This window comes from Endozoicomonas sp. PH6C (assembly GCF_059322965.1).
This window is the reverse complement of the sequence record NZ_CP185342.1, coordinates 5,142,565-5,160,496: the sequence shown is the minus strand read 5'-3', so window position 1 is coordinate 5,160,496 and position 17,932 is coordinate 5,142,565. Positions and strand designations below refer to the sequence as shown.

Here is a 17,932-nt window from a genome sequence, read left to right as displayed (position 1 = left end):
ATAAACAACAGGAAGCCATGAGCGGCAGGGTAGTTTGTCGTCGCCATGGGATGAACAAATCTCTCTAAATCAACAAGAGTGGATGCTCTGGAGAATCCGGTTATGGCAATTTCACACAGCGGTGGCTTTCCACGCATCGGCGCCAATCGCGAGTTGAAAAAAGCGCAGGAAGCCTACTGGAAGGGTGAACTGAGTAAAGAAAGGCTGTTAGAAGAAGGTAAACGCCTCAGATTGCAGCACTGGGCTGTGCAAAAGAAAGCCGGACTGGATCTGATCCCGGTTGGTGATTTTGCCTGGTACGATCAGATGTTGAGTCACTCACTCATGCTGGGCGCTGTTCCGGCACGGTTTGGTGCAGATTCTGACTGTGAAGATGTTGACACCCTGTTTCGCATGGCCCGGGGCAGGGCACCTGGCGGGACTCCGGCAGCAGCGTGTGAGATGACCAAGTGGTTTGATACCAACTATCACTATATTGTTCCGGAGTTGCACAAAGGCCAGACCTTAAAGCTGTCGTCTACAGAAATTATTCGCGAGACCCGCGAAGCATTGGACGCAGGATTTAAGGTCAAGCCAACACTGATAGGTCCACTTACCTGGCTGTGGCTTGGGAAGGTAAAAGGAGAAGCGTTTAATCGTCTGGAACTGCTGGATGATGTTATAGAGGTCTATGGACAGGTACTCAATGAGCTGGCCAAACTGGGTGTTGAGTGGGTTCAAATTGATGAGCCTATCCTGGTACTGGATCTTCCTACCGAGTGGCATCAGGCTTTTGAGTCCACCTACAACAGGCTGCAAGGCAAAGATCTGAAGATCCTGCTGGCGACCTATTTTGGAGGTCTTAATGGCACAACGACGACTGTAGTCAATCTACCCGTTGAGGGGCTGCATATTGATCTGGTTCGTGATGCTGAGCAACTGACAGCAATCCTTGACAGGCTGCCTTCCTACAAAGTGCTTTCAGCTGGTGTCGTGAACGGCAGAAATATCTGGAAAGCGGATATCCGTTCTATAGTCAGTAAACTTCAGGAAGCCAGTGAGCGTCTGGGTAACCGTCTCTGGGTTGCCCCCAGTTGTTCACTTCTGCATACGCCGGTTGATCTTGAATGTGAAACAGATCTGGATGATGAGTTGAAATCCTGGTTTGCCTTTGCCGTTCAGAAGTGTCAGGAAGTAGCAACCATAGCCAGCTTGCTTTCAGGCAATCAGAGCCCCGAGGTTCAGGCTGCTCTGGCTACTTCGGATCGAGCGATTGAAACCCGGAGTCAGTCATCAAGGATACACAATAAGGCTGTTCAGAAGCGGGTTGCCGGAATCAGCAGTGGCGATGACCAGCGAAACCTGCCTTATGAAAAAAGAGCTGTCGTTCAGGCATCCAGACTTAAATTACCGTTGTTTCCAACTACCACAATCGGCTCTTTTCCTCAGACGGTTGCTATCAGAAAGCAGCGTCGTTTATTCAGAAAAGGTGAGTTGAGTAAGCGTGACTACGTAGCAGCCATGCAGAAGGAGATTCTGGACACTGTTGCCAGGCAGGAGGCACTGGGACTCGATGTTCTGGTTCATGGCGAAGCCGAACGTAATGACATGGTCGAGTATTTTGGAGAGCAGCTCAATGGTTTTGCCTTTACCAGCAATGGCTGGGTTCAAAGCTATGGCAGTCGCTGTGTAAAACCTCCCATCATCATTGGTGATGTTTCCAGACCAGAGCCCATGACCGTGAACTGGAGTCGCTTTGCCCAAGACCAGACCAGTAAGTGGATGAAGGGTATGCTCACAGGTCCGGTAACAATACTCTGCTGGTCTTTCCTGCGGGAAGATGTCGATCGAAGTGTTTCCTGCCTGCAACTTGCTCTGGCGCTCAGAGATGAAGTCGTGGATCTGGAAAAGGCGGGCATTGGCATCATCCAGATTGATGAGCCGGCGATTCGCGAAGGTTTACCCTTGCGCAAAGAAGACTGGCCTGACTATCTGAACTGGGCAGTAAAAAGCTTCAGGATTGCTGCCAGTGGCGTTCAGGATGAAACCCAGATTCATACCCACATGTGTTATAGCGAGTTCAATGACATCATTGAATACATCGCGGCAATGGATGCTGATGTTATTACCATTGAGACCTCCAGATCTGACATGGAGTTACTGGATGCTTTTGAACAGTTTGAATACCCCAATGAGATCGGCCCGGGGGTTTATGATATCCACTCGCCTAATGTTCCGGAGTCACAGTGGATGAAACAGTTGATGAAGAAAGCCGCCGAAAAAATCCCGCCGCAACGTTTATGGGTCAATCCGGACTGTGGTCTTAAAACCCGTGATTGGCCCGAAGTAGAAGCGGCTCTGAGCAATATGGTGCAGGTGGCTAACGAACTCAGGGATGAGCTGGCTTAACCGGTGATGCCTTGACCTGGACTTCAATAATGGGAAGTTCTGGAGGGGAAGCGGTGTAGGAAGCCTCTTGCCCTTCATAAGTCAGGAATGAGGGAGCCATCACTTCGGCATGGACACCGGTGAGAATTTCTACCTCTCCCTCTTGCTCTCCAGGCTTGACAAGGTAGAAAACTTTATAGAGTCGGCCCTTTTCCGCATCCTCGAAATAGACAGTGGCTCCCTGGTCCGCCGAAATGATAAGGCTCCGGGGCTCCAGGGGGCGCTCGTCAACGATCAGGTTTGTATCCAGCCGGTATTGGGTTTGGGTAGCTTCTTTGTTACGGCCCGGCATTGAACACCCTGATAACAGCAGTATAAGGGGGATGATCAGGAACTTCTGATACAGGCTATCCAAGTGTTGAGTATTCTTGTTCGACATCAAATAAAAGTCCTTAATTTTAGTGTTTTCGTCTCTGAGACATTGTTCGTGACATATATTCATGCCTAAAGATAGACGCTTCAGAGAAACTAATCTCTGAAATTTTAAGCCTGAATCTATGAAACGTTCACAAAAAAGCAAAACTGCCTTCTCGAGGGTACGATCACTGCTTCTGCTAATGACAATAATGTTTGGGGAGTCGCTGCCTGCCGTGGAACTGGTCGGCTCAGGCCCGATGCCAGCACATTTCTTGTATACCGATAAGTTGTTTGAACCTGAACAGCCCATTCCTCTTCCGTTTGATTTTATGCAGTTCACCCTCAGTTTGCTGCAGTTGCTGCCGAATAACAGACCTCTTCAGTCTCTCAAGCGGCCTCTCTCCCCGGTGTTATCAATGAAGCCAACACACCGCATTGATCTTGTTGCTGAGCCCCTTGAAGTCCTGGTGAATAATTCCAACATGCTGATCGCCACGGGCGCTGGCGGGGGAGGTGGCGGCGATAAGCCACCTGACGGAAACAGCGGGAGTCCTGACCCAGAACCCCAACCTGACCTTACCCTTATTCCTGATCCTGTCCAAACTTGTCTGCGGCAAAAAAAGCAACTGCTTCTAATATTACGAATCAAACGACATTGGACAATTATGACAGGCCAGACCACGCTGGCGCGGATTTTGTCAGACCGGATCATGGTGATTGAAGCTGATCTTCTTGATCTGGAAAGGTCAGACCCTGGCACGATTCAACCGGGGCTGATTCAGACATGGCTGGCAGAGAATGGTCAGGAACTCAGAGTTTACCGTGAGATGGTTTCTGGCAAATATTCTGGCCGACAGACGGGTAACGGGAAAAAGAATTCACCCTCCCGAACGACCAAAGCATCAACGACTGCGACAACAGGTCAGACCGGCCAGATGAGCGAATCTGCTGCCCGTGACCGGGGAACTGGTTCGAGAGGCGGCAGTGGTCGTGGAGATGATGACCCACTGGGACCTTCGGTTGAGCAGGATACCGGAAGTTCAGTTGTCACTTGTTCCAAGTGTAACAGGGCACTGAATACACAGGAATTAAGACGAATAACCAATGAGGCAACTGCCTCAGTGTTTTTATGCAATAAGTGTCTGTCGGGCACTCATGGTAAAAAAAGAGCAAGACGAAACCCGGAAGAAACAGAGCCGGATTCATCGGAACCTCCTCAAAAAAAACACAAGGGCTTGAGTAGAAAGAGAAATACATCAAAAGCAGCTGCTGCACCACCGGCCAAAAAAAAGAAAGCGACAGAAACTCAGATTCCCGATGACTCATTGGAAAAAGTAAAAGAAAACATCAAGTACGAATTAAGCAAGGAAGCGTTGGAAAAAGCACAAAGCCTGATGGAGGTATTCAAGAAAAAAAACATCACAGTTAAGTCCACTTTTTATAAACTCCTCAGCTTTGTAGAGAGAGGTTCATTTAATGACTTCTTCGATAATGCGATCATTTTTTTTGGGCACTCTTCTGAAACTATCAAAAATACAGGCACGCTGACCGGTATGCTAAATAATAAAAAAAAACATATCCGTAGTTTTGCAGAGCGTAGCCAGAGTGAACTCGAATATTTAGCGAGTCTGGACGTATTGACTACCTTCTCGTCCATGAATAGTTGCAAAGGTGTGCCCACGCGAAAGGAAGTGAAAGCAATACTGGGCTGGCCGGAATGGAAAAACAAGGAAGGCGAGTTCAATATCGAACTGTTCCGCTCTTTTTCGTCCATGAACAATGGCCAGGGCTTGCCCAAACATGAAGTAGTGAAAGAGGTACTGGGCTGGCCGGAATGGAAGGGCAAGGATGGCGAGTTCAGTATAGAGTTGTTCCGCTCCTTCACATCTATGAATAGTGGCAGAGGCATGCTCAAACATGAGCAAGTGAAAGAGTTGCTGGGCTGGCCGGAATGGAAAGACAAGGATGGCGAGTTCAGTATGGAGCTGTTCCGCGCCTTTTCGTCTATGAATCATTGCAAAGGCATGCTCAAACATGGGGAATTGAAAGAGGTACTGGGCTGGCTGGAATGGAACGACAAGGATGGCGAGTTCAGTTTGGAGCTGTTCCGCTTCTTCACGTCTATGAATCATGGCAAAGGCATGCTCAAACATGAGCAAGTGAAAGAGGTGCTGGGCTGGCCGGAATGGAAAGACAAGGATGGCGAGTTCAATATGGAGCTGTTCCGCTCCTTCTCATCCATTAATAGTGGCAAAGGCATACTCAAACATGAGCAAGTGAAAAAGGTGGTGGGCTGGCCGGAATGGAACGACAAGGTTGGCGAGTTCAGTATGGAGCTGTTCCGCTGCTTCTCGTCTATGAATCATGGCAAAGGCATGCTCAAACATGAGCAAGTGAAAGAGTTGCTGGGCTGGCCGGAATGGAAAGACAAGGATGGCGAGTTTAATCTGGAGCTGTTCCGCTCCTTCTCATCCATGGACAATGGTAAAGGCATGCTCAAACAAAAGGAAGTCAAAGAGGTACTGGGCTGGCCGGAATGGAAAGACAAGGATGGTGAGTTCACTATGGAGCTGTTCCGAGCCTTCTCGTCTATGAACAATCGCAAAGGCATGCCCAAACATGAGCAAGTGAAACAGATGCTGGGCTGGCCGGAATGGAAAGACAAAGATGGCGAGTTCAATATGGAGCTGTTCCGCGCCTTCTCGTCCGCGAATAGTGGCAGAGGCATGTTCAAACATGAGCAAGTGAAAGAGGTGCTGGGCTGGCCGGAATGGAAAGACAAGGATGGCGAGTTTACTATGGAGCTGTTCCGCGCCTTCTCGTCCACGAATAGTGGCAGAGGAATGCTCAAACATGAGCAAGTGAAAGAGTTGCTCGGCTGGCCGGAATGGAAAGACAAGGATGGCGAGTTCAACATGGAGCTGTTCCGCGCCTTCTCGTCTATGAATCATGGCAAAGGCATGCTCAAACATGAGCAAGTGAAAGAGGTGCTGGGCTGGCCGGAATGGAAAGACAAGGATGGCGAGTTCAATATGGAGCTGTTCCGCGCCTTCTCGTCCACGAATAGTGGCAGAGGAATGCTCAAAAATGAGCAAGTGAAAGAGGTGCTGGGCTGGCCGGAATGGAAAGACAAGGATGGCGAGTTCAACATGGAGCTGTTCCGCGCCTTCTCGTCCATAAATCATAGAAAAGGCATGCTCAAACATGGGGAAGTGAAAGAGGTACTGAACTGGCCGGAATGGAAACACAAGGATAACCAGTTCAATATGAAGTTGTTCCGCGCTATTTCGTCTATAAATAATGGCAAGAGCTTGCCCAAACATGAGCATGTAAAAAAAATGCTGGGCTGGATACGTTATCGAAGGGTACCCAATCGTAGTCTACTGCAAATTATGACCAGGCTCTGGGGATCAGAAGGGCTACCTGCTACCGAAGTGCTCCAACATCAGGAAAGACAACTGAAACAGTGGCTGTCTACAGAATTTACTGGAGGACATAACAACTCGAATAATAAAGGAGATGACCAATACGATAGCGATTCAGAGAATGAAGAGGATGACAAATGCAATCGCCAGATAAAAACAGTCACTCTGTATCTTTCCACCCCTAAGCCAGACTGGTTACTAAAATGGACGGTTTTAAAACAGTTCTGCCAACTCCATAAAAAGACTAAAACGGTTCTGATGCTTGAATCATTGATAGGGCTTTTATCTTCTTCCGGAGGGGAAAGCGTCCGGCGCTACCTTCAGGCTAATCAACAGGATCGGCATTTTTTGTGGCGTCATTCAATGAAAGCCGTGCCTTTGCGCGTGTTAAATAGAGCAATGTTTCTGTGTTCTTCCGATGGAGACAGGGAGCGTTTTGTCTATTTCGCCAAGCGGCTCAAGTCATTGCCGGATAAAAGACTATGGAAGCATTTCTCAGCCCGGTTGCAACCATTATCGGCGGTACTGAAACTCGACTCTATGCAAAGGTTCTATCTGGAAATCCTGCAACCCTTAACAAAGGATGATCAGCTGCGTTTTCTGGATGCCAGCCATGCCCGGGCTGTATTCGACCTGTTTCCCTCGTTGAGTGCTCTGCAAAAACTCAGCAAAGAGCATTCTTCCCACTGGTTAAAGAAGCTGCTTGAAGCCTGCCTGCAACTAAAAACCCATGACATCACCAAAGAAGGCATCCAGATACTGTTTGAAGCGCTGCTCAAAACCCATAGTCTTCTACCCTGGAATAACGATATTCCCGATCACTTTCTGTCCGGGATGCGAACAAACGACAATAACCATGTTGAGATATCTGTCTCCGGTCTTATCCAAACAGGAGAACAGTTGGCCCTGAGTTATATTGCAGTGTTGATGCAGAACCTCAATGAGATGTCTTTTACCGTCAAAGGGCAATGGCTTGAGGTTGAATTACCAAGTGGCAGAGTTCAAAACTACCGCTTTCCAATGCCACAGCTGGAAATACAGGATGAAAAAATGACTATCAGCAACTGGTCAGAAGAGCAGTTCAGGACTGTTTTGAAAATCACCGGGATATCTGAACACTATTATTTGACCGCAGATCAATGGCAGAAACTGGATAACGTTCAATTCAGGCAAGCTGAAGCATGTCAGGTAGAGAATGAATTGGAACCACAAAAACAGGCGTTTGGCAGTTTATGGTTAAAGCTCAACCAGACAGAAGTTTTTGGCACCGAAATACTGAATTTACTGGAGGAGTACGAGAGCGAAATGGAGCTTATGCATACAGTGACCCTCCTTAAAAAAGCCAAAATCGATACCGATGACTGCATACTGGAAGAATGGCGGCAACGGGCGTGCAGAAAAATAGAACAGTTAAAAAGGCAAGACCCTTTATTATCCGATGTTGATCCTGATGTTTATCAGGGTTGTCAGGAACTGGAGTTGCTTGATGGGTGTGGGAGTATTTTCTAAAAAGACTTGTGTCGTCTGATAAGGCTTCCAAAAACAAACTGTCTGCCAAATCTGTTTATGGCAAGCTTGCCAGTGCGGTGCTATAAAATCTAGCGCAAACGTGAACCATCAGGCCTAAGCCGGATGACGTACGAATTTTTTCCACTAGCGAATGGATTCACAGAAGCTGATTTTATTAGCCGGGATCTATGAGACGCTCACAACAAAAAAAAGCTGCCTGCTCGATGGTCCGATCACTGATTCTGCTAGCGATGGTGTTGTTTAGGGATTCGCTGCAGGCATTGGAATTAGTCGGCTCAAGCCCGCTACCAGCTTATTTCCTGTATTCCAATAAGTTGGCTGAACCTGAACAGCCCGATCCTCTTCGAGGGTGTCACGAGTTGACTCCCGTCATTCCCGGCTTCATTCCCGCGAAGGCGGGAATCCACACTGACTCACCACCAGAACCATCCTGCCCGGTGCCCCCCTGGCCTTGTCATCCCCGAGAAGGCAGGGATCCACCGTTGGCGCTGGATTCCCGCCTTCGCGGGAATGACGACCTCAGAGCATGGGAACGAGTTGTTGGGCTTTTGCGACAGCCTCCGGAGCCTGGGAAGGAGTTGTTGGAGCTTTACGTGCCCCCTGAAGTTTTGGAGAAAACTTCTAATGGACTGATCGTCAGCGGCGCCGCCGGAGGAGGTGATGACGATAAGCCACCTAACGGAAACATTGGGAGTCCTGAACCAGAGCGCAAACCTGACCTTACCCTTATTCCTGATCCTGTCCAAACTTGTCTGCAGCAAAAAAAGCAACTGCTTATAATATTACAAATCAAACGACTATGGTCGATTATCACAGGCCAAACCACGCTGGCCCGGATTTTGTCAGACCGGATCATGGTGATTGAAGCCGATCTTCTTGATCTGGAAAGGTCAGACCCTGCTACGATTCAACCGGGGCAGGTTCAGACATGGCTGGCAGAGGATGGTCAGGAACTCAGAGTTTACTGTGAGATTGTTTCTGGCAAATATTCTGGCCGACAGACGGGTAACGGGAAAAAGAATTCACCCTCCCGAACGACCAAAGCATCAACGACTGCGACAACAGGTCAGACCGGCCAGATGAGCGAATCTACTGCCCGTGACCGGAGAACTGGTTCGACAGGCGGCAGTGGTCGTGGAGACGATGACCCACTGGAACCTTCGGTTGAGCAGGATACCGGAAGTTCAATTGTCACTTGTTCCAAGTGTAACAGGGCACTGAATACACAGGAATTAAGACGAATAACGAATGAGGCAACTGCCTCAGTGTTTTTATGCAATAAGTGTCTGTCGGGCACTCATGCTAAAAAAAGAGCAAGACGAAACCCGGAAGAAACAGAGCCGGATTCATCGGAACCTCCTCAGAAAAAAAACAAGAGCTTGAGTAGAAAGAGAAAAGCATCAAAAGCAGTTGCTGCACCATCGGCCAAAAAAAAGAAAGCGACAGACACTCAGACCCCCGATGACCCATTGGAAAAAGTAAAAGAAAACATCAAGTACGAATTAAGCAAGGAAGCGCTGGAAAAAGTGCAAACCCTGATGGAGGTATTCAAGGAAAAAAACATCACAGTCAAGCCCACTTTTTATAAACTGCTCGACTTTGTAGAAAGAAGTTCACTTAATGGCTTCTTCGATAATGCGATCGTTTTTTTTTGGCATCTTTCTGAACACTTCAAAAGTACAGGCATGCTGACCAGCATGCTACATAATAAAAAAAACATATTCGTAGTTTTGCAGAGCGTAGCCAGAGTGAACTCGAATATTTAGCGAGTTTGGATGTATTGACTTCGTTCTCGTCCATGAATAGTCGCAAAGGTGTGCCCACACATAAGGAAGTGAAAGCAATAATGGGGTGGCCGGAATGGAAAGACAAGGAAGGCGAGTTCAATATCGAACTGTTCCGCTCTTTTTCGTCCATGAATAATGGCCAGGGTTTGCCCAAACATGAAGAAGTGAAAGAGGTGCTGGGCTGGCCGGAATGGAAGCGCAAGGATGGCGAGTTCAGTATGGAGCTGTTCCGCTCCTTCTCATCCATGAATAGTGGCAGAGGCATGCTCAAACATGAGCGAGTGAAAGGGGTGCTGGGCTGGCCGGAATGGAAAGACAAGGATGGCGAGTTCAGTATGGAGCTGTTCCGCGCCTTTTCGTCTATGAATCATTGCAAAGGTATGCTCAAACATGAGCAAGTGAAAGTGATGCTGGGCTGGCCGGAATGGAAAGACAAGGATGGCAAGTTTAGCATGGAGCTGTTCCGCTCCTTCTCATCCATGAATAGTGGCCAAAGCCTGCCCAATCATGAGGAAGTGAAAGCGGTGCTGGGCTGGCCGGAATGGAAAGACAAGGATGGCGAGTTCAATATGGAGCTGTTCCGCTCCTTCTCGTCCATGAATAATGGGAAAGGCATGCTCAAACATGAGAAAGTGAAAGAGGTGCTGAACTGGCCGGAATGGAAAGACAAGGATGGCGAGTTCAGTATGGAGCTGTTCCGCTCCTTCTCGTCCATGAATAATAAAAAAGGCCTGCTCAACCATGAGGAAGTGAAAGCAGTGCTGGACTGGCCGCAATGGAAAGACAAGGATGGCGAGTTCAGTATGGAGCTGTTCCGTTCCTTCTCATCCATGAATAGTGGCAAAGGTATGCTCACACAAAAAGAAGTGAAAGAGGTGCTGGGTTGGCCGGAATGGAAGGACAAGGATGGCGAGTTCAGTATAGAGCTGTTCCGCTCCTTCTCATCCATGAATAGAAGCAAAGGCATGCTCAAACAAAAAGAAGTGAAAGAGGTACTGGGCTGGCCGGAATGGAAAGACAAGGATGGCGAGTTCAGTATGGAGCTGTTCCGCTCCTTCTCATCCATGAATAGAAGCAAAGGCATGCTTCAACATGAGCAAGTGAAAGAGGTGCTGGGCTGGCCGGAATGGAAAGACAAGGATGGCGAGTTCAGTATAGAGCTGTTCCGCGCCTTCTCATCCATGAATAGTGGCAAAGGCATGCTCAAACAAAAGGAAGTGAAAGAGTTGTTGGGCTGGCCGGAATGGAAAGACAAAGATGACGAGTTTAATACGAAGTTGTTCCATTCCTTCTCGTCTATGAATCATTGCAAAGGCATGCTTAAACAAAAGGAAGTGAAAGCGGTGCTGGGCTGGCCGGAATGGAAAGACAAGGATGGCGAGTTCAATATGGAGCTGTTCCGCTCCTTCTCATCCATGAATAGTAACAAAGGCATGCTCAAACATGAGCAAGTGAAAGAGACGCTGGGCTGGTCGGAATGGAAAGACAAGGATGGCGAGTTTAATACGAAGTTGTTCCGATCCTTCTCGTCCATGAATAATGGCCAGGGCATGCTCAAACATGAGCAAGTGAAAGAGGTGCTGAACTGGCCGGAATGGAAACAAAGGGTTGGCCAGTTCAATATGAAGTTGTTCCGGGCTTTCTCGTCCATGAATAATCGCCAGGGCTTGCCCAAACATGAGCATGTAAAAAAAGTGCTGGGCTGGATACGTTACCGGGGGGCACCCAATCATAGTCTACTGCAAATAATGACCAGGCTCTGGGCATCAGAAGGGCTACCTGCTACTGAAGTGCTCCAACACCAGGAAACACAATTGAAACAGTGGCTGTCTACAGAATTTAATGGAGAACATAGCAACTCGAATAACAAAGGAGATGACCAATACGATGGCGATTGCGATTCAGAGAATGAAGAGGATGACAAATGCAATCACCAGATAAAAAAAGTCGCTCTTTATCTTTCCACCTCTAAGCCAGACTGGTTACTAAAATGGACTGTTTTAAAACAGTTTTGCCAATTGCATAAAGAGACTAAAACGCTTCTGATGCTGGAATCATTGATAGGATTTTTATCTTCTTCCGGAGGGAAAAGCGTCAAACGTTACCTTCAGGCTAATCAACAGGATCGGCATTTTTTGTGGCGTCATTCAATGAAAGCTGTACCTTTGCGTGTGTTAAATAGAGCAATGTTCCTGTGTTCTTCCGATGAAGACAGGGAGCGTTTTGTCTATTTTGCCAAGCGGCTGAAGTCATTGCCGGATAAAAGACTATGGGAGCAGTACTCAGCCCGGTTGCAACCCTTATCGGCGGTGCTGAAACTCGACTTTATGCAAAGACTCTATCTGGAAATCCTGCAACCCTTAACAAAGGATGATCAGCTCCGTTTTCTGGATGCCAGCCATGCCCGGGCTGTATTCGACCTGTTTCCCTCGTTGAGCGCTCTGCAAAAACTCAGCAAAGAGCATTCTTCCCATTGGTTAAGCAAGCTGCTTGAAGCCTGCCTGCAACTAAAAACCCATGACATCACCAAAGAAGGCATCCAGATACTGTTTGAAGCGTTGCTCAAAACCCATAGTCTTCTACCCTGGGATCACGATATCCCCGATCACTTTTTGTCCGGGATGCAAACGACCGACAATAACCATGTTGAGATACCTGTCTCCGGACTAATCCAGTCAGGAGAACAGTTGGCCCTGAGCTATATCGTTGTGTTGATGCAGAACCTCAATGAGATGTCTTTTACCGTCAAAGGGCAGTGGCTTGAGGTTGAGGTGCCAGGTGACGGAGTTCAAAACTACCGCTTTCCAATGCCACAGCTGGAAATACAGGATGAAAAAATGGCCATCAGCAACTGGTCAGAAGAGCAGTTCAGGACTGTTTTAAAAATCACCGGGATATCTGAACACTATTATTTGACTGCAGATCAATGGCAGAAACTGGATAACGTTCAATCCAGGCAAGCTGAAGCATGTCAGCCAGAAAATGAATTGGAACCACAAAAACAGGCGTTCGGCAGTTTATGGCTAAAGCTCAACCAAACAGAAATTTTTGGCACCGAAATACTGAATTTACTGGAGGAGTATGAGAGCGAAATGGGGCTTATGCATACAGTGACCCTCCTTAAAAAAGCCAAAATCGATACCGATAACTGCATACTGGAAGAATGGCGGCAACGGGCGTGCAACAAAATAGAACAGTTAAAAAAGCAAGACCCTTTATTATCCGATGTTGATCCTGATGTTTATCAGGGTTGTCAGGAACTGGAGTTGCTTGATGGATGTGGGAGTATTTTCTAAAAAGACTTGTGTCGCCTGATAAAGCTTCTAAAAACAAACTGTCTGCCAAATCCGTTTATGGCAAGCTCGCCAGTGAGCTGCTATAAAGTCTGCCGCAAACGTCAATCGATAGGCCTGAGCCGGACGACGCACAAATTTTTCCCAATGGCGAATGGATTCACAGAAGCTGATTTTTTAAGCCAGGATCTATGAAACGCTCACAAAAAAACAAAACGGCCATATCGAGAGTTCGATCACTGCTGGTGACGATAATATTTGGTGGGCCGCTGCATGCAGTGGAATTAGTCGGCTCAAGTCCGCTACCCGCCTATTTTCTGTATTCCCATAAGTTGGCTGAATCTGAACAGCCCGACCCTCTTCGATGGCATCAAAAAAACCTGACTCCCATGCTTTTAGGCCCTGTGGGCCCTAGACGTGGGGACCCGTATGTTATCTCAAGTCGCAGTATCCGGCTTTCAGGGGGGATATGCATTCCCACGCCGGATGACGATAAGCCACCTGACAGAAACAGCAGGAGTCCTTACCCAAAGCCCCAACCTGTCCTTACCCTTATTCCTGACCCTGTCCAAACTTGTCGGCAGCAAAAAAAGCAACTGCTTATAATATTGCAAATCAAACGACTATGGACGATTATAACAGGCCAAACCACGCTGGCCCGGATTTTGTCAGACCGGATTATGGTGATTGAAGCCGATCTTCTTGATCTGGAAAGGCCAGACCCTGGCACGATGCAACCGGGGCTGGTTCAAAGATGGCTGGCAGAGAATGGTCAGGAACTCAGAGTTTACCATGAGATGGTTTCTGGCAAATATTCTGGCCGACAGACGGGTAACGTGAAAAAGAATACAACCTCCCGAAAGACCAAAGCATCAACGACCGCAACAACAGGTCAGACCGGCCAGACAAGCGGACCTTCTGCCTGTAACAGGGGAACCGGTTCGACAGGCGTCAATGGTCGTGGAGGCGATGACCCACTAAAACCCTCAGCTGAGCAGAATACCGGAAATTCGGTTGTCGCTTGTTCGAAGTGTGACAAGGTATTGAATCCACAGGAGCTAGGACGTGTAGCAAATCAGACAGCAGCTTCAGCGTTGTTGTGCGACAAGTGCCTGTCGGGCATTCAAGGTAACAAAAGGGTAAGACGAATCCGGGAAGAAGCAGAACCGGTTTCATCAGAACCCGCTCCGAAAAAAAAGAAGGGCCCGGGTAGAAAGAGAAATAGTTCAACCGCTGTTGCTGCACCACCGGCCAAAAAAAAGAAACCGCCAGACACTCAGATCCCCGATGACCCATTGGAAAAAATAAAAGCAAATATCAAGTACGAATTAAGTCAGGAAGAGCTGCAAAAAGCGCAAACCCTGATGGCGGTATTCAAGAAAAAAAACATCACTGTAAAAAACACTTTTTATAAGCTGCTTGGTTTCGTAGATAGAGATTCTTTTAATGGCTTCTTCGATAATGCCGCCGCCTTTTTTGGGCACCTTTATGAAAACTTCAAAGATACAGGCATGCTGACCAGCATGCTGGGCAATAAAAAAAAACATATCCGTTGTTTCGCAGAACGTAGCCTGAGTGAACTCGAATATTTAGCAAGTTTGGATGTATTGAATTCCTTCTCGTCCATGAATAATCGCAAAGGCGTGCCCACACATGAGGAAGTGAAAGCAATACTGGGCTGGCCAGAATGGAAAGACAGGGATGGCAGGTTTAATACGAAGTTGTTCCGATCCTTCTCGTCAATGAACAATAGCAAAGGCATGCTCAAATATGAGCAAGTGAAAGAGGTGTTGGGCTGGCCGGAATGGAAAGACAAGGATGGCGAGTTCAATATGGAGCTGTTCCGCGCCTTCTCATCCATGAACAATGGTAAAGGCGTGCTCAAAAAAAAGGAAGTGAAAAAGGTGCTGGGCTGGCCGGAATGGAAAGACAGGGATGGCGAGTTCAGTATGGAGCTGTTCCGCGCCTTCTCATCCATGAATCATTGCAGAGGCATGCTCAAACATGAGGAAGTGAAAGAGATGCTGTCCTGGCCGGAATGGAAGGACAAGGATGGTGGGTTCAACATTGAGCTGTTCCGCTCCTTCTCATCCATGAACAATAGTAAAGGCATACTCAAAAAAAAGGAAGTGAAAGAGATGTTGGGTTGGTCTGAATGGAAGGACAAGGATGGCGAGTTCAGTATAGAGTTGTTCCGCCCCTTCTCATCCATGAACAATGGTAAAGGCATGCTCAAACATGAGCAAGTGAAAGAAGTGCTTGGCTGGCCGGAATGGAAAGACGAGGGTGGCGAGTTCAGTATGGAACTCTTCCGCTCCTTCTCGTCCATGAATCATAGCAAAGGCATGCTCAAACATGAGCAAGTGAAAGAGGTGCTGGGCTGGCCGGAATGGAAAGACAAGGATGGCGAGTTCAATACAGAGCTGTTGCGCGCCTTCTCATCTATGAATCATGGCAAAGGCATCCTCAAATATGAGCAAGTGAAAGAAGTGCTTGGCTGGCCTGAATGGAAAAACAAGGAGTGCGAGTTCAATATGGTGCTGTTCTGCGCCTTCTCGTCCATGAATAGTGGCAAAGGCGTGCTCAAACATGAGGAAGTGAAAGAGGTGCTCGGCTGGCCGGAATGGAAAGACAAGGATGGCGAGTTCAGTATGGAGCTGTTCCGTTCCTTCTCATCCATGAACAGTGGCAAAGGCATGCTCAAACATGAGCAAGTGAAAGAGGTGCTGGGCTGGCCGGAATGGAAAGACAAGGATGGCGAGTTCAGTATGGAGCTGTTCCGTTCTTTCTCATCCATGAATAGTGGCAAAGGCATGCTCAAACAAAAGGAAGTGAAAGAGATGTTGGGTTGGCCTGAATGGAAAGACAAGAATGGAGAGTTCAGTATGGAGCTGTTCCGTTCTTTCTCATCCATGAATAGTGGCAAAGGTATGCTCAAACAAAAGGAAGTGAAAGAGATGTTGGGTTGGCCTGAATGGAAAAACAAGGATGGCGAGTTCAGTATGGAGTTGTTCCGCGCCTTTTCATCCATGAATAATAACAGAGGCATGCTCAAACATGAGAAAGTGAAAGAGGTGCTCGGCTGGTCTGAATGGAAACACAAGGATGGCGAGTTCAATATGAAGTTGTTCCGCGCTTTCTCGTCCATGAATCACAGCCAGGGCTTGCCGAAACATGAGCCATTGAAAAAAGTGCTGGACTGGATAGATTGCCGGGGGGTGCCCAATCACAGGCTACTGCAAATCATGCCCAGGCTATGGGTATCAGAAGGGCTACCTGCTATCAAGCTGCTGCAACACTGGGAAACACAACTGAAACAATTACTGCTTAAAGAACTTACCGGAGAACACAGCAACCCGGATAAAGAAGGGGATGATAAATACAATCGTCAGATAAAAACAGTCGCTCTTTATCTTTCCACCCCTAAGCCAGACTGGTCGCTAAAATGGACGGTTTTAAAACAGTTCTGCCAATTGCATAAAGAGGCTAAAACGCTTCTGATGCTGGAATCATTGATAGGACTTTTATCTTCTTCCGGAGGGAAAAGCGTCAAACGCTACCTTCAGGCTAATCAACTGGAGCGGCATTTTTTGTGGCGTCATTCAATGAAAACCGTGCCTTTGCGCGTGTTAAATAGAGCAATGTTCCTGTGTTCTTCCGATGAAGACAGGGAGCGTTTTGTCTATTTTGCCAAGCGGCTGAAGTCATTGCCAGATAAAAGATTATGGGAGCAGTATTCAGCTCTGTTGCAACCATTGTCAGGAGTGCTGAAATTCGAATATATGCAAGGGCTCTATCTGGAAATCCTGCAACCCTTAACAAAGGATGATCAGCTGCGTTTTCTGGATGCCAGCCACGCCCGCGTTGTGTTCGACCTGTTTCCCTCGTTAAGCGCCCTGCAAAAACTCAGCAAAGAGCATTCTTCCCATTGGTTAAGCAAGCTGCTTGAAGCCTGCCTGCAACTAAAAACCCATGACATCACCAAAGAAGGCATCCAGATACTGTTTGAAGCGTTGCTCAAAACCCATAGTCTTCTACCCTGGGATCACGATATCCCCGATCACTTTTTGTCCGGGATGCAAACGACCGACAATAACCATGTTGAGATACCTGTCTCCGGACTAATCCAGTCAGGAGAACAGTTGGCCCTGAGCTATATCGTTGTGTTGATGCAGAACCTCAATGAGATGTCTTTTACCGTCAAAGGGCAGTGGCTTGAGGTTGAGGTGCCAGGTGACGGAGTTCAAAACTACCGCTTTCCAATGCCACAGCTGGAAATACAGGATGAAAAAATGGCCATCAGCAACTGGTCAGAAGAGCAGTTCAGGACTGTTTTAAAAATCACCGGGATATCTGAACACTATTATTTGATTGCAGATCAATGGCAGAAACTGGATAACGTTCAATCCAGGCAAGCTGAAGCATGTCAGCCAGAGAATGAATTGGAATCACAAAAACAGATGTTTGGCAGTTTATGGTTAAAGCTGAACCAGACAGAAATTTTTGGCACCGAAATACTGAATTTACTGGAGGAGTACGAGAGCGAAATGGAGCTTATGCATACAGTGACACTCCTTAAAAAAGCCAAAATCGATAGCGCTAGCCACATACTGGAAGCATGGAGGCAACGGGCGTGCAACAAAATAGAACAGTTAAAAAAGCAAGACCCTTTATTATCAGATGTTGATCCTGATGTTTATAAAGGTTGTCAGGAACTGGAGTTGCTTGATGGGTGTGGGAGTATTTTCTAAAAAGACTTGTGTCGTCTGATAAGGCTTCTGAAAACAAACTGTCTGCCAAATCCGTTCATGGCAAGCTTGCCAGTGCGGTGCTATAAAATCTAGCGTAAACGTGAATCATCAGGCTTAAGCCGGATGACGTACGAATTTTTTCCACTGGCGAATGGATTCACAGAAGCTGATTTTATTAGCCTGGATCTATGAGACGCTCACAACAAAAAAAAGCTGCCTGCTCGATGGTCCGATCACTGCTTCTGCTAGTGACGATGTTGTTTGGGGATTCGCTGCATGCATTGGAATTATTCGGGTCAAGCCCGCTACCCGCTCATTTCCTGTATTCCCATAAGTTGGCTGAACCTGAACAGCCCGATCCT

Annotated in this window: 6 protein-coding genes; 5 read left to right on the top strand and 1 reads right to left on the bottom strand. The window is 47.5% G+C overall.

The window, feature by feature from the left end:
• Window positions 1-102 precede the first annotated feature (102 nt).
• Complete coding sequence (gene metE / locus ACOMG9_RS18935; RefSeq protein WP_494529247.1) at window positions 103-2,388, top strand: 5-methyltetrahydropteroyltriglutamate--homocysteine S-methyltransferase; 2,286 nt, start codon at window positions 103-105, stop codon at window positions 2,386-2,388.
• Here the strand turns inward: metE and ACOMG9_RS18930 are convergent.
• Complete coding sequence (locus tag ACOMG9_RS18930) at window positions 2,369-2,806, bottom strand: hypothetical protein (protein WP_448218036.1); 438 nt, start codon at window positions 2,804-2,806, stop codon at window positions 2,369-2,371. The genes metE and ACOMG9_RS18930 overlap by 20 nt on opposite strands.
• 178 nt (window positions 2,807-2,984) lie before the next feature.
• Between ACOMG9_RS18930 and ACOMG9_RS18925 the strand changes: the two genes are divergently transcribed.
• The 4 genes from ACOMG9_RS18925 (at window position 2,985) to ACOMG9_RS18910 (ending at window position 17,570) form a co-directional block, all read left to right on the top strand.
• Window positions 2,985-7,718: a hypothetical protein gene (locus ACOMG9_RS18925; RefSeq protein ID WP_494529246.1), complete on the top strand. Its 4,734-nt coding sequence runs from the start codon at window positions 2,985-2,987 to the stop codon at window positions 7,716-7,718.
• Between the two features lie 224 nt (window positions 7,719-7,942).
• Complete coding sequence (locus ACOMG9_RS18920) at window positions 7,943-9,505, top strand: hypothetical protein (RefSeq protein WP_494529245.1); 1,563 nt, start codon at window positions 7,943-7,945, stop codon at window positions 9,503-9,505.
• A 5-nt stretch (window positions 9,506-9,510) separates the two neighbouring features.
• Window positions 9,511-12,822 carry a hypothetical protein gene (locus tag ACOMG9_RS18915; RefSeq protein ID WP_494529244.1) on the top strand — a complete coding sequence of 1,104 codons (3,312 nt, stop codon included), beginning with the start codon at window positions 9,511-9,513 and terminating at the stop codon, window positions 12,820-12,822.
• Window positions 12,823-13,484: 662 nt separating this feature from the next.
• A complete protein-coding gene (locus tag ACOMG9_RS18910; RefSeq protein WP_494529243.1) occupies window positions 13,485-17,570 on the top strand; it encodes a hypothetical protein in 4,086 nt (1,361 codons plus the stop codon).
• Window positions 17,571-17,932: the final 362 nt, after the last annotated feature.